The organism is Paenibacillus sp. FSL R5-0623, from assembly GCF_037974265.1.
Taxonomy (GTDB): Bacteria; Bacillota; Bacilli; order Paenibacillales; family Paenibacillaceae; genus Paenibacillus.
In genome coordinates this window covers 3893447-3908307 of record NZ_CP150233.1, presented here as the reverse complement: position 1 = coordinate 3908307, position 14861 = coordinate 3893447, and the positions used below count along the sequence as shown (strand labels likewise).

14 protein-coding genes are annotated in these 14861 nt (G+C 48.2%); 10 read left to right on the top strand and 4 right to left on the bottom strand.

The genetic code is table 11. The annotated features are described in order from the left end of the window. The first annotated feature begins 15 nt into the window (after window positions 1-15). From MKY92_RS17080 to MKY92_RS17070, 3 genes are all read left to right on the top strand, one after another. Complete coding sequence (locus MKY92_RS17080) at window positions 16-1188, top strand: Gfo/Idh/MocA family oxidoreductase (protein WP_076217227.1); 1173 nt, start codon at window positions 16-18, stop codon at window positions 1186-1188. 70 nt (window positions 1189-1258) lie between these two features. After that, window positions 1259-1984, top strand: coding sequence for a ThuA domain-containing protein (locus MKY92_RS17075; protein ID WP_339297037.1), 726 nt, complete (start codon window positions 1259-1261; stop codon window positions 1982-1984). A gap of 96 nt (window positions 1985-2080) precedes the next feature. Next, a complete protein-coding gene (locus MKY92_RS17070) occupies window positions 2081-3187 on the top strand; it encodes a Gfo/Idh/MocA family oxidoreductase (RefSeq protein ID WP_339297036.1) in 1107 nt (368 codons plus the stop codon). Between the two features lie 168 nt (window positions 3188-3355). On the opposite strand, the gene MKY92_RS17065 is transcribed toward MKY92_RS17070, so the two are convergent. Next, complete coding sequence (locus MKY92_RS17065) at window positions 3356-4174, bottom strand: radical SAM protein (protein WP_339297035.1); 819 nt, start codon at window positions 4172-4174, stop codon at window positions 3356-3358. Beyond that, window positions 4171-4755, bottom strand: coding sequence for a bifunctional transcriptional activator/DNA repair enzyme AdaA (locus MKY92_RS17060; RefSeq protein ID WP_339297034.1), 585 nt, complete (start codon window positions 4753-4755; stop codon window positions 4171-4173). The genes MKY92_RS17065 and MKY92_RS17060 overlap by 4 nt, the downstream gene beginning before the upstream one ends. Before the next feature lie 192 nt (window positions 4756-4947). Between MKY92_RS17060 and MKY92_RS17055 the strand changes: the two genes are divergently transcribed. The 3 genes from MKY92_RS17055 to MKY92_RS17045 are packed head-to-tail and all read left to right on the top strand — an operon-like array spanning window position 4948 to window position 7635. Next, window positions 4948-5928: a Gfo/Idh/MocA family oxidoreductase gene (locus MKY92_RS17055; RefSeq protein ID WP_339297033.1), complete on the top strand. Its 981-nt coding sequence runs from the start codon at window positions 4948-4950 to the stop codon at window positions 5926-5928. 30 nt (window positions 5929-5958) lie between these two features. Beyond that, window positions 5959-6729: an SAM-dependent methyltransferase gene (locus MKY92_RS17050; RefSeq protein WP_339297032.1), complete on the top strand. Its 771-nt coding sequence runs from the start codon at window positions 5959-5961 to the stop codon at window positions 6727-6729. A 12-nt stretch (window positions 6730-6741) separates the two neighbouring features. Beyond that, window positions 6742-7635: an NAD-dependent epimerase/dehydratase family protein gene (locus MKY92_RS17045; protein ID WP_339297031.1), complete on the top strand. Its 894-nt coding sequence runs from the start codon at window positions 6742-6744 to the stop codon at window positions 7633-7635. A 228-nt stretch (window positions 7636-7863) separates the two neighbouring features. On the opposite strand, the gene MKY92_RS17040 is transcribed toward MKY92_RS17045, so the two are convergent. Further along, entirely contained in the window at window positions 7864-8880 is a 1017-nt protein-coding gene (locus tag MKY92_RS17040; protein ID WP_339297030.1) for a LacI family DNA-binding transcriptional regulator, read from the bottom strand. Window positions 8881-9291: 411 nt separating this feature from the next. Between MKY92_RS17040 and MKY92_RS17035 the strand changes: the two genes are divergently transcribed. From MKY92_RS17035 to MKY92_RS17020, 4 genes are all read left to right on the top strand, one after another. Further along, a complete protein-coding gene (locus tag MKY92_RS17035; RefSeq protein WP_339297029.1) occupies window positions 9292-11082 on the top strand; it encodes an L-fucose isomerase in 1791 nt (596 codons plus the stop codon). Window positions 11083-11206: 124 nt separating this feature from the next. Further along, a complete protein-coding gene (locus MKY92_RS17030) occupies window positions 11207-12697 on the top strand; it encodes a rhamnulokinase family protein (protein ID WP_339297028.1) in 1491 nt (496 codons plus the stop codon). A gap of 68 nt (window positions 12698-12765) precedes the next feature. After that, the gene (locus MKY92_RS17025) at window positions 12766-13428 is read left to right on the top strand and encodes a class II aldolase/adducin family protein (protein WP_339297027.1); all 663 of its coding nucleotides are present in this window, start codon (window positions 12766-12768) and stop codon (window positions 13426-13428) included. Window positions 13429-13560: 132 nt separating this feature from the next. After that, entirely contained in the window at window positions 13561-13911 is a 351-nt protein-coding gene (locus MKY92_RS17020) for a hypothetical protein (protein ID WP_036613800.1), read from the top strand. Window positions 13912-14067: 156 nt separating this feature from the next. Here MKY92_RS17020 and MKY92_RS17015 read toward each other — a convergent pair whose 3' ends face one another. Further along, entirely contained in the window at window positions 14068-14694 is a 627-nt protein-coding gene (locus MKY92_RS17015) for an FMN-dependent NADH-azoreductase (protein ID WP_339297026.1), read from the bottom strand. Window positions 14695-14861 lie beyond the last annotated feature (167 nt).

The following is a 14861-nucleotide window of genomic DNA, read 5'->3' as shown; positions in this document are numbered from 1 at the left end:
AAGGAGGAAATGACCATGTCAAATCGTCTTCGTGTCGGAATGGTTGGATACAAGTTTATGGGGAAGGCCCACAGTAATGCCTATCGCAGTCTGCCGATGTTTTTCCCGTCTGCTCCGCTGCAGCCTGAGATGTCTGTGATCTGTGGACGTAACGAGCAGGGAGTTCAAGAGGCGGCGAGCCAGTTCGGTTGGTCCGAAAGTGTAACGGATTGGCGCGAACTGGTGAAGCGGGATGATATCGATCTGATTGATATTAACGCGCCAAGTGATGCCCATAAGGAAATTGCGCTGGAAGCGGCTCGTCAAGGCAAACATCTGTTTTGTGAGAAGCCTCTGGCCCTGTCGCTTGCGGATTCGCGTGAGATGCTTCAGGCAGCAGAGGATGCTGGAGTCGCTCATATGGTCGGGTTCAACTACCGTTTCTCACCAGCGGTGCAGTTAGCGAAGGATCTGGTGGAGAGCGGACGACTGGGTAAGATCTATCATTTCCGTGCATTTTTCCTTCAGGACTGGATTATGGACCCTTCGTTCCCGCTGGTATGGCGTTTACAAAAAGAAGTGGCTGGCTCTGGTTCCCATGGGGATCTGGGCGCGCACTTAATCGATCTGGCTCGTTTCCTCGTTGGTGAATTCCAGGAAGTCATCGGCATGAGCGAAACATTTATCAAAGAACGACCACTTGCAGCCGAGATGACCGGACTAAGTGCCAAGGGCAGTTCGAATGCGGATGCACCGAAAGGAGAAGTGACCGTCGATGACGCGACGTTGTTCCTGGCACGATTCGCAGGAGGGGCGCTGGGCAGCTTCGAGGCTACACGTTTTGCAGCTGGGCATCGGAGTACGAACTCGTTTGAGATTAACGGCAGTCTCGGCAGTGTACGATTTGATTTTGAACGGATGAACGAACTGGAAGTGTATTTCACAAAGGATGAAGAGGACGTACAGGGATTCCGCCGTGTACTGGCAACCGATCCGGCACATAAATATGCCGAAGCCTGGTGGCCTGCCGGACATACAATTGGATTCGAGCACACGTTCACCCATGAAATGCTGGAGCTGGTGACAGCGATCTCTGAAGGACGCCAACCATCACCGAGTTTCCACGATGGGGTCGCTTGTCAGGCTGTACTGGAAGCGGTAGAACGTTCGGTAACAGAACGGCGTTGGGTGACGCTTGAAGAGATGTGAGCAAGCAAGACAGTGACGTCAGGAATAGGGTTGAACACAACTAAACTAGGCGAAAGCGAGTGAATAAACGATGAGTAAAGCACTGATTGTATGGGGCGGCTGGGATGGACATGAACCGGAGCAGGTAGCAGCGATTTTTGAACGTATTTTGAAGGAAGAGCAGTTTGAGGTTGAAGTCTCGAATACGTTGGAGTCTTATGCGGATGCAGAGAAGCTGATGGGTCTGGATTTGATCGTGCCTTTGTGGACAATGGGACAGATTGAGCAAGAACTCGTCAATAACGTATCAGCGGCTGTTCAGAGCGGTGTGGGCTTGGCTGGTATTCATGGCGGGATGTGTGATGCCTTCCGAAATAACGTAGACTGGCAGTTTATGACGGGTGGACAATGGGTTGCTCATCCAGGTAATGATGGTGTGGAGTACATGGTGAACATGAAGCGTGGCTCTAGCCCGTTATTGGACCATATTGAAGATTTTCAGGTGAAAAGTGAACAGTACTACCTGCACGTAGACCCGGCAGTGGAAGTGCTGGCAACCACTCGTTTTCCAGTGGTGACTGGTCCGCATGCGGCGAATGGCCCTGTAGATATGCCTGTTGTCTGGACGAAACGCTGGGGTGCAGGGCGGGTATTCTACAACTCACTGGGACACCATGCAGACATTGTAGACATGAAACCCGTGACTGAAATGATGCGCAGTGGATTCAAATGGACGGCAGCAGGCAAAGAGCTTGCCAAGAGTCGAGTAAGTGCATCAACAGAAGTGTACACAGGTATGGCGGACAACCAGAACTAATGAGATTGTAGTTTGATTGCAAACGTAACTTCAGTATTAACCATTCATCCTCAATGGATAAACCATTTCTGATCCACGGCGAAGGGAGCCCCAGGTATGAAAACAATGAAAGTAGGCATTATTGGCTGCGGTAAAATCAGCGGTATTTATATGGAAAACTGTCATCGGTTCGAGGTGCTGGAACTTGTTGCTGTTGCGGATCTCGACCGGAAACGTGCCGAGGAGCAGGCAGCAGCCTATAACGTTCCTAACGTATACAGCGTCGACGAAATCTTGGCTGATCCTGAGATTGAGCTGATCATCAACCTGACGATTCCTTCCGTTCATGCGGATGTATGCTTGCGGGCGCTTGAATCTGGCAAACATGTTTATGTAGAAAAACCGCTCGCGGTTACCCGTGAGGAAGGTCAGGCCGTGCTCGAAATGGCGAAGCGTAAAGGACTGCTCGTGGGCTGCGCGCCAGAGACGTTCTTTGGTTCAGGCATCCAGACTTCACTTCAATTGGTGGAGGAGGGAGTGATCGGCAAGCCGGTGGCGGCGACCGCATTTATGATGAGCCGTGGTCATGAGCACTGGCACCCCGATCCGGAGTTTTATTACGCGTCAGGCGGTGGGCCAATGTTTGACATGGGTCCATACTACCTCACGGCATTGATCCAACTGATGGGACCGATCAAGTCAATTGCAGGCATGACGGGTAAAGCCATGGAAGAGCGGACGATTACGAGTGAGAAAAAGAGAGGCCAGACGGTTCCCGTCGAAATTCCTACTCACGTTACGGGTCTGTTACAGTTTGAACAGGGAGCCATTGGCACACTGATTACAAGTTTTGATGTATTTGGCGGAAGTGCATTGCCACCGATTGAGATATATGGCACGGACGGTACATTGCAGGTACCTGATCCCAATACCTTCGGCGGTCCAGTTCGTTATCGCTTGCTGGGTGAACATGAATGGACGGAAGTTCCGCTTCTCCCAGGATATCAGGAAAATACACGCGGCATCGGTGTGGCAGATATGGCCTATGCAGCACATAGTGGACGTGCACACCGTGCGAGTGGGGAACTGGCATACCACGTACTTGAGGCCATGTGGGCATTCCACGATTCATCAGATGAACAGACGTTCTACCAGATGAAAAGCTCGTGTCAGCGCCCGGCTGCATTGCCGGTGGATCTGCCATTGTATACATTGGATAAATAAGATAGCCATTATGACTTATATCATGATAAACAGCCCCTTTTCCTTCGAACAAGGAAAGGGGTTGTTTTATATTAAATCAAAAAAATCTGGGAATAACAGCGATCGGAATGTTGTTCTGTCATCGGATTGTCCAGTGTAAATATTCTTTAATTTAACGTATATAGCCATTTAAGGCTCAAATCCCGCCTGACTGATCCAGATCTCATCCTCGGCAAAAACGTTTTTCATCCGCTGAACCACAGTCTGATACGCATCTGGATGATACCAATGCTCCATCCCCACTTGCTGATAGAGCGACTCCATGCCGAGTCGACGGGTTCGCTTGCCCTCGCTGCCATCACCCATGAAATAATCGTCAATGCATACACGCTGAACCAGAGGTCTCAAGATGGCTGCAAACTGTTCACTGCTGGGTAATACGGGAGCAATCGCAACCTGCGTGGGTATTCCGGCATTCCGCAACTGTTCCAATGCACGTAAACGGCCTGCAATCGGGGGAGCGGAAGGACTGAAATGCTTGCGCATATCGTCCAGATCCGTCTCCACCGTCATGCTGACCCGAACCCGGTCACCTAACTGCTGTAGCATATCTATATCTCGGGTAACGAGTGGACTGCGGGTCTGGACTAATACGAAATCTGGAGGATACTGTACCATCGTTTCAAGTAATGAACGCGTGATACACTCCTTGTATTCGGCGGGTTGATACGGGTCGGTACTGGATGACATGAACAGAGTGACTTTCCCTTTGGTCAGGGCACGTTGCAACTCTTTGGCGAATACTCGGGATGCCTCTTGTTTCACATCCACCCAGCTCCCCCAATCCTCTTTGCGAAATAAGGAGACAGGCATCTGTCTGACATAACAATAGGAACAACCGAAGGCGCAGCCTGTGTAAGGATTCAGCGTATGTGTATATCCATTAAGGAACCCTGTTCCCTTGTTGAGTAACGTTTTGGGTACTTTGTAAGTAAGATTCGTCTTCATAAGTTCTCATGCCTTTCGCGGTAGTGTGCAGGTGTGAGACCTGTGTGTTTGCGAAATACAGTAATAAAATAAGCTGAGTTAGGTATACCGACATGGCGTCCAACATCGGTAACGGTATGTCCGGTATGTTCAAGCAACTTCCGAGCTTCAGTGATTCTTTTTTCCTGAATATATTGAACCGGTGTGCGGCCTGTAATCCGCTTGAACACACGATGCAGATGATAAGGACTGCCATGACTTACAGTGGCAAGGACATCCAAGGTTAGAGGTTCGGCGTAATGATGTTCGATGTAATCCGTGATTCCGTATATCCACTCCTGATCAGGTACCCGCTCGCCTGTAGGTTTACAACGTTTGCAGGGTCTGAACTTTCGTACCAATGCTTCTTCAACATGTTGAAATATCAGCACATTTTCAGCTTTGGGTGCTCTGGACTTACAGGAAGGTCGGCAAAAGATACCCGTTGTCTGCACACCGTAAAAGAACGTTCCATCATAAGAATTATCGTTGTTGATGATGGCGTGCCAGTATTTTTCATCTATAGATTTGGGCAGTATGCGATCTTGATCTGGACTTTCCACGGTGATCACCTCATCTCTAATTATACCCTTGATTCGAAGGGATTGACGAAGTTTTAACTTAAAAAGCAAGATATCAATATTTGGGGATATGGCGCCTTCCTTCAAACTGAACGAAATATGAGCTACAATATACAAGATGGTATAAAGGTTTTGAACTTAGATGAAATTTATAGACGAAAGAGGTAGGTAAGCATGGTTCGTTTTGGCGTAGTGGGTACCAACTGGATTACAGAAAGGCTTCTTGAAGCCGCAGTACAGGTTGATGGATTCAAATTAACCGCCGTGTATTCAAGAACTGTAGATAAAGCTAATGTATTTGCAGATAAATATGATGTGGAACACCGATTCACCGATCTGGAAGAGTTGGCAGCAAGTGATGTGATTGATGCAGTCTACATCGCAACACCAAATACGGTTCATGCGGAGCAGGCTGAGCTTTTTCTGAGAAATGGTAAACATGTATTGTGCGAGAAACCTCTGGCTGCAAATAGCGCCGAAGTTCGGAGCATGATCGATACAGCACGAGAACACGAGGTTCTGCTCATGGAAGCGATGAAATCGACTCTTGTTCCCCAGTTCAAAATGGTGCAGAAGAACCTGCATAAAATCGGTCCTGTCCGCAAATACGTAGCAGGTTACTCTCAGTATTCTTCGCGTTATGACAAGTACAAAGAGGGGATTGTCCTGAACGCGTTCAAGCCTGAACTCGCTAATGGGGCGTTAATGGATCTCGGAGTGTATTGTCTCTATCCATTGATTACATTGTTCGGTGCACCTAAGCGGGTTCAATCCCAAGCGATGATGCTGGAATCTGGCGTGGATGGACAAGGCAGTGTGCTACTGGATTATGATGGGATGGATGCGGTTGTTACATACTCCAAAATTTCCAATTCTCATCTACCAAGCGAAATCATGGGTGAGCTGGGCAGCATTATTATTGACAAGATTGGTTCACCGGAACATGCAGAGATACGTTACAATGACGGTACAGTGGAGCAGCTCACAGTCGAACAAAACCATCCGGCGATGTATTATGAAGTGGAGGAGTTTGTGAATCTGGTTCATGAAGGCAAAAAGGAGTCTGACATGAACACGTATGAACGCTCCGATGTTACGATGCAGGTCATGGATCAGATTCGGAAGCAGATTGGGCTTGTGTTCCCTAACGATTGATTCAAGCGCAGGAAAGGAAGTTGAGACGAGATGAGCAGAGATGAGCTGAGCAAGAGTAGAGAGGGTCAGAAGAACAGCGGAGAAGATCAGCAGTCCAATGATTCTGGAGGTTTGGAACTGCCACAGATTGTTTTCATAGGAAGAACCTTTGAGGAATATATGAAGATGTTCAACCTGACCGTGGAGGATCTTACAGGCAAGTCCATTTTGGATTGTCCAGGTGGAGCATGTTCGTTTAGTAGCAAGGCGCGCAAGTTGGGTGCAGACCCCATGGCCGTGGATATGGCCTACAAATATGAGATCGACGAGCTTGAGGTAAAGGGATTTCAGGACATTGAGCATACGATGAAACAGATGGAATCGGTGCAAGGCATATATGTGTGGGATCAATTTGGATCAATCCAGGGGTTAAAGGAAGAACGAACTCGTGCCATCACAGATTGCATTGCAGATATGAGAATGTTTCCTGACCGTTATGTGGCGTCTATGCTCCCGGATCTACCCTTTACGGATGAACAATTCGATCTGACGTTATCTGCCCATTTCCTGTTTACGTATGCGGATCGATTGGATGTTGATTTTCATGTTGCAACCGTGATGGAGCTGCTGCGTGTGAGCAAACAAGAGGTTCGCATTTTTCCAACAGTGGATCTGTCTGGTGAACGTTACAAGCACATGGATGAATTAAAAGTAATACTCGAAGAGCGTGGGTGCATCGTATCCGAAGAACCAACTTCATATGAGTTTCAACGGAATGCTCACACCATTCTTCAAATTGTTAAACATAATCGAACAAGATAGGAGGTTTTTTGGATGAATAAAGTACTTATACTTGGGGGTACACGTTTTTTCGGTAAACGTCTGGTGGATCACTTGCTGTGGGAAGGGAAGTCACGGATCACAGTTGCAACTCGTGGTAAAACGGATGTTGACTTCGGACCCGAAGTCAACCGAATCAAGATGGATCGTGAAGACCCGGAATCTCTGGCCGAGGTTGCGCAGACAGACATGTGGGATGTTGTGTACGATAATATCTGTTATTCACCGGATGCAGCGAAAGCGGCATGTGACGCTTTTGCAGGGCGCACCAAAAGGTACGTTTTGACATCTACATTGTCTGTGTACGGTGATCCCAGACCTGGATTTAAGGAAACGGATTTTGACCCGTATACATATCCATTACAGTATGGGAGTGCGGAGGATTTTTCGTATGGAGAAGGCAAACGGCTTGCGGAGGCTGTATTTTTCCAGGAAGCGGATTTCCCGGTTGTGGCGATGCGCATTCCAATCGTACTCGGGATTGATGATTATACGAGAAGACTTCATTTTCATATTGAACATGTGCAAAAAGGAAAACCGATTGGCATGCCCAATCCGGATGCGGAGATTGGATTCATCAATTCCACCGAAGCGGCAAGATTTCTCGCGTGGCTTGGACATTCGTCCATTACCGGTCCGGTGAATGCAGCTTCCAAGGGTGCGATTACGCTGTCAGCCATGATACATCTAATCGAGACGGTCACGGGCATGCAGTCCCAGATCCTTAAGGAAACTGTGAAAGAAGACATGTCACCCTTCGGGATCGAGCAATCATGGACGATGGAGACGACCAAGGCAGAACAAGCAGGTTATACGTTCGAACCTCTGATGGACTGGTTCCCGGGACTCGTTCGTGAGGTCGCTCTTGCATTACAGTCGGAGCGGTAGAATATCGGCTCGGATGGAAGCATAATGAACTGAATGAACCTGACGAAACAACCGGTTCGGGACGAACAGGTCATCTAACGAATGAATATCAAACAGGGTGCAACCAGAGTGTAATCTCCGGTGCACCCTATTTATGTTGTGTATTTCTCGAATTTGAACGGGACTTAATCTAGATAAGTGGGACTAATCTTTTACACGATAATATTTAGTCAACTCTGGTGCTTTACTCTATTTTTGCTCACGTGGAGCAGCAGCCGAAGCCCGTATGCGCAGTTCTGATGGTAGAATAACGGTCTGGGCCTCGGAAGGGGCCTTGCCCTCAATTCGGTCAATCAGCATCTGTACCCCTCGAAATCCAAAATCATATGCGGGCTGTGCAGCTACGGTCAGAAAAGGGTCAAAGGCGGAAGCCAGATCCAGATCATCGAAACACACAACAGAGATGTCATTTGGTACACGCAGTCCTCGTTTGCGCAAAAGCCGAATGACCCCAATCGCCAGCATGTTGTTGGCGGCAAAAATGGCTGTTGGTTGATCCGGTTGAGAGAGTAGTCGATCCAGTCCTTCTTCATCGCCGAAATCCCGGTACCCGGTTCGAAGCACAAGCTCGGGATCGATATCAGCTCCGGCCTCACGTAAACCCGCTATATAACCTTCCTCCCGCAGTCTGGCGGTAGAAACCTCCGAAGAACCATTGACCAGTGCAATGCGCCGGTGCCCCAGTTGCACCAGATATCGGATCAGTTCAATCGCGCCTTCCCGGCTATCTCCTGCAATGATATCTGACGTAATGCCAGGTACGATGCGGTCCAGAAAGACAAACGGAATGTGACGTTCCTGCAGTTGTTTTAGATGAGGAAGAGAACGATCTCCCGCTGGGGCATAGAGTACACCATCCACACGAGTAGATAGAATCGCATCCACGTAATCCTTTTCCTTATTGTAATCCTCGTCACTATTGCCGAATAAAAGACGGTACCCACGAAGATGGGCTGCATCTTCAGCACCACGGGCCAGTGTTGTATAAAAAGGGTTGGTAATATCCGTAATAAGCAGGGAGAGCATCTGGGTTCGTTGAAGCACAAGGCTGCGTGCATTGGAGTTCGGTATGTAACCCAGTTCGTCGATCACCTGTTGCACACGTTCGCGTGTCGCGGAGCTTATGCGGCCTGTATGATTAATGACCTTGGAGACCGTCATGGCGGAGACGTTGGCTTTTTTGGCAATATCATAAATGGTAATCATTAGAATCTAACCTTTCCGCAACATAGTCTTACCATTCTATAGGATAATGCCAATTGACAGCAAGATAGGCTCATGCTATGTTAGGGTTACCGATAACCCTAAGGGTTCTGAACGTCTTTACTACATAGACCATTTCGTTGAATTCGCTCGTGCACGTTCCATTTTCTTGAAAAGAGGAACTACATACAAGGCTGATTAATGAAATGGTTTATTGGTATTTTTCCAAATATGTAAACGCATTCAAAATTAAGTAAGACTCTTGCTAATCTGTGTATGCAACTCTTGTGTGCCAATCGGGTATCGGTTGTATCTCCGTCATTATCTCATTCCAATCAACGCACATGGATCAGACAGAAGGTTTCTCGATTCAACCCAAATTCTATGAAACGAATTGAAGGAGGACATTCCAGTATGACACATCAGGATTATCGTTATAAGCAGGCATTTCCCAAGATTGGTATTCGTCCCACGATTGATGGAAGACGCAAGGGTGTTCGGGAGTCACTGGAAGAGCAAACGATGCGGATGGCTACGTCTGTTGCGGAACTGCTTGCAGCCGAACTGCGTTATCCTGACGGCTCCGCGTTAGAGTGTGTTGTGGCCGAGACCTGTATTGGCGGAGTAGCCGAAGCGGCCGCGGCAGCAGAACTGTTCAGCCGTTCGAACGTTGGTGTAACGATCACCGTGACACCGTGCTGGTGTTATGGTACGGAAACGATGGATATGTCACCGTCCACTCCAACAGCCATCTGGGGTTTTAATGGAACTGAACGTCCGGGTGCTGTATATCTGGCGGCAGTTCTCTCTGCCCATGCACAGAAGGGCATTCCTGCCTTTGGGATCTATGGAGAGGATGTTCAGGATGGAGGGGATACAACGATTCCCAATGACGTGCGTGAGAAATTGCTCCGGTTCAGCCGTGCGGGTCTTGCAGCCGCTACCTTGAAAGGGCAAGCGTATCTGTCCATTGGATCGGTATCCATGGGGATTGCAGGCTCGATTGTGAACGATTCATTTTTCCAGGAGTATCTGGGCATGCGCAACGAATATGTGGATATGAGCGAACTCACTCGTCGTATTGAAGAAGAAATCTACGATCCTGAGGAGTATAAGCTCGCGCTGGCCTGGGTGAAGGAGAATTGTAGCGAAGGTCCGGACAACAACGCTGCCCATCTGCAAACGGATCGTAAACGCAAAGAGTACGAATGGGAAACCGTTGTGAAAATGACCCAAATCGTGCGTGATTTGATGGCGGGTAATCCAAGATTGGCAGAACTTGGTTTTACAGAGGAATCGATGGGCCACCATGCAATTGTATCCGGCTTCCAGGGGCAACGGCAATGGACAGACCATTCACCTAACGGAGATTTTCTGGAGTCGATACTCAATTCTTCCTTTGACTGGAATGGCAAACGTGCGCCTTATCTCGTTGCAACGGAGAATGATAGTTTGAACGGTGTGTCCATGTTATTTGGTTCGTTACTCACGCATACGGCACAGATCTTCGCTGATGTGCGCACGTATTGGAGTCCGGATTCGGTACAGCGTGTAACAGGGCACCAGTTGGAAGGAAACGCGAAGGACGGTATTCTGCATCTGATTAACTCGGGTTCCGCGGCCCTGGATGGCACCGGACAACAGTCCAGAGATGGCAAGCCTGTGCTCAAGCCTTTCTGGGAAATTACAGATGAGGAAGTTCAGGATTGTCTAAAAGCAACATCGTGGAGACCGGCATCCGTAGAGTATTTCCGCGGGGGCGGCTATTCAGCGGATTTCTTGACCAAAGGCGGCATGCCTGTAACGATGACACGTCTGAATCTGGTCAAAGGACTGGGACCCGTACTGCAAATCGCTCAGGGTTATACAGTCGATCTGCCTGAAGATGTGCATGATACGCTGGATCGGCGGACAGACCCAACCTGGCCATCCACCTGGTTTGCACCTGTTCTAACCGGATCGGGAGCGTTTACTTCCGTATACGAGGTCATGAATCAATGGGGAGCGAACCATGGGTCCATCTCATACGGACATATTGGTGCAGATCTGATCACGCTCGCTTCCATGCTTCGCATTCCGGTAAATATGCATAATGTACCTGAAACGGAAATTTTCCGTCCGCGTGCATGGGGGTTGTTCGGCACAAGTGAGCCGGAGAGCGCAGACTACCGTGCTTGCAGTGTGTTTGGTCCATTGTATCGTTAAAATAAAGTTCCATTCCTGTCAAACGCCATGTTCCTTGTGAGATGAGGTAACATGGCTTTCTCTTGAAAGCTGTGCTGAGAACTCGAATACGGCTTATCGCGTAGAGTTAAGGAGGCTTGAAAGAATGGGCAATCAAGCAACACATGTGCTTGCTGCCGATTACGGCGCCGGTAGTGGACGCGTAGTCCGTGGTTCTTTTGATGGAAACAGACTCTCGTTACAGGAAGTGCATCGATTCAACAATGAACCCGTGCAGCTGGGGGACGGATTGTATTGGGATTTCTTGCGACTTTTTCATGAATTAAAACAAGGCATTGTGAAAGGGACGCAAGGCATCTCTCCATCGGTCCGTTCTATAGCTGTGGATACGTGGGGAGTGGACTATGGACTGGTGGATGGTGCAGGAAGGTTGTGCTCGAACCCACGTCACTATCGGGAAGCACGCAACGCACAGTGGATGGAAGAAGTTCTGCACATGGTGAAAGAAGAAGAACTGTATGCCATGTCCGGCGTTTTGCCGCAGCAGATCAATACAGCATTTCAACTGCTAGGCAGTGTACGAGAGCAGGCCGAAGGTTTGCGTCCGGATGTGCGCATGTTATTTATGCCGGATTTATTTCACTATTATCTATCTGGTCAGCAGGCTTGTGAGTATACGATTGCAAGTACCAGCGGGCTGTTGCATGCAGGCGAGGCGCGTTGGAATGAATATCTGATCGGGCGTCTCGGTATACCGGAAACATTATTTCCAAAGCTCGTTCAACCCGGTACCGTGCTGGGCAATTTAACAAATGAGTTGTGCGCCGAGTTACGGACTGAACCGATGCAGGTAGTCTCAGTGGGCTCACATGATACCGCATCTGCCTTGGCAGCGATTCCTGCGATGGATTCGGATTTTGCTTTTATCAGCTGTGGTACCTGGTCACTTATGGGGGTGGAGCGTGATACACCTGTATTGGATAACCGAAGTCGTACACTCGGATTCACCAATGAAGGGACGGTACGTGGGAAAGTACGCACCCTGAAAAATCGTTCAGGCCTGTGGCTGCTACAAGAATGCAAAAGGCAATGGGAGCGGGAGAATCAACTTTTTACACATGAAGAACTGATTCAGCTGGCTACCTTGGCAACGCCGCATCAAAGTTATGTATCGCCCGGAGATGGCGTGTATTTGGCGCCAGGGAATATGGTTGAACGCATACGCCAACAATGCAGCCTCACCGGACAGACTGTCCCCGAAACGACTGGAGCGATTGTGCGCTGCATTCTGGAAAGTCTTGCACTGGAATTCAGACAGACGCTGGATGAATTGCAGTTGATCACAGGTACAAGACCTCGTGTCATTCATATGGTTGGTGGCGGTGTGCACAATCCACTATTGTGCCAGTTTACAGCCAATGCAGCCGGTGTTCCGGTGGTGGCAGGCCCGGCAGAGGCGACTTCAGCCGGGAATTGCATGCTGCAATTCCTTGCACATGGAGAAGTGAGTAGCTTGGCCGAGATCCGGGAGGTCATGGCTGCTTCCTTTTCCCCCGAGACCTATGAACCTGAGGATACAGAGCTGTGGCAGGAAGCTTATGAAAACTACCAAAGTCTCAATCAAGTCAAAAGATAATGAACAGATTCTATGCAATGAGCATTGACGAAAATGTACAAAGAAAAGTACGAGGAGTGGTGAGGAACATGTCTGAACAGCAAATAAGGGAAGAGTTGACGAAGTATGCCCGCAGAGCAGTTGCCCAAGGGTTAGTGGTAGGACCCGGTGGGAATCTGAGCGCACGCTCTGGGGGAACGATGTTGTTGTCTCCGAGTGGATATGCACTTGAAGACCTGGAACCGGACGAGTGGATAGCTATTGATATCGAGACAGGGGCGACTAGTGCGGGATCAACACGTCCGTCTTCCGAAGTATTAATGCATCTGTACAGTTATCGTGTGAATCCTGATATCCAAGCCATTGTGCATACGCATCCGGCATATACGATCGCACTTAGTCTCGTTTTCGATGAATTGCCACACTTGTTCCCTGATCAGTCCGCCTTGGTAGGTGATATCGGATTTGTTCCATATGTTCTGCCAACGACGAAACTTCTTGCCGATGCAGTCTCAGCAAAGGTAGAAGAACATACGGCACTCATTCTTGTCAATCACGGATTAGTTACGACCGGTAAAAACCTCCGCGAAGCCTATTACCGCACTCAAGTGGTGGAAGAAAGCGCGAAGGTATATATGATCGCCAAGGCAGCCGGGGAACCCAAAGTGTTAACTGCTGAAGAATATAAGGAAATTCAATCCCTTGAAAGTGAAGCCTATCGTGTACAGTTGCTGCAACAACTCAAGTCTTAATCGGAGATTAATCATTCGTCAAAACATGACATGAAACTGGACAATCCACTATTTTTCTCGACAACTATTGCATAACCTGAAATACCGAGTATAATACTTGGTAAATGGAACGAAAAGGGGATGCAATAAACGATGAAAACACATGCTGAATTGAACTCACTTCTTGTTGACGATTATCTGGATCTCCTGAACATTGCGAAACAGCTAGGTGATGACGAATGGAAAGATGCTATTCTGCAAGCATTGAAGGAAGAAGTCGATGCGAATCATCATCTGGATTCTAAAGAGGTAAGACAGGATTTATGGATTCAATTTGAAGGCATTAATGAACAAATGCATGATCTGTTAATGCAACTGAAGCATGCCGACAGTCCTGAGGAGAAAGAGCAGATTATTGAAATGATCTGGGGATTGAAAGTAGACCGTCATGCAATCACACGTAAACTTGAAACCATGAGCCGTGCCAGTGCTGGACATCAATAAGCTCTAGGTTGATATACATTGAAAACCCGCGTGTTTCCTGGGATTATACCCTAGGTAGCACGCGGGTTTTGTTTATGTTTTGAGTGTTTACTACACTGCTGATGATGCCACTAGGCATCATTCGTAATCAAAAGCGGACTTTTTGAACTACTTCTCTTAAAACTGTTTTGCAAAAGTAGTTGCTTGCTCTATAGCTTGTTGCTTGATCTCATTCGCACGATCTTTATATTGATTGTGCCCCTCAACAAAAATGCCATCAAGCTTCGGCACGCCGAGGAAAGACATGATAATGCTTAAGTAACGATGACCGGATTCCATCTGGGCAGCGGGACCTTCGGAATAAATGCCACCGCGAGCCTGAATATGCAACGCTTTTTTGTCAGACAACAGTCCAACAGGACCTTGTTCGGTATAACGAAATGTTTTGCCAGCTACGCAGATCGAGTCCACATATGCCTTCAGAATAGGAGGGAACGAGAAGTTCCACATTGGAGTTACAAAAACATATTTATCTGCTGCGGCAAATTGATCCGACAGTTCATTCAAACGGCTTACTTTGGTCTGCTCTTCAGCAGTCAGATCACTGCCCGATTGCAGCTTGCCCCAACCACTGAAGACATCCGCATCAATATGCGGAATATCCGAACGATACAGATCGAGGTGAACAACCTCATCAGACGGGTGACTTTCACGATATGCATCAATAAATGCTTTGCCTGTAGCCATGCTGAAGGAGGTTTCATGATCATGAGGATGGGCAGTAATATACAATAAGGTAGACATGTAGTTCTTCCTCTCTGTGCGATTAATGGGGTGAAGCAATCTTGGCAATGACGAAGCGACCGCAGTAGTATGCATCGTTTCCCCCGTTTTATACGTCAGAAAAGGATATGAATGGATTGATCATGATACTGAGTTGGATGCTTTATGGTGACCAGATACTCAATCCA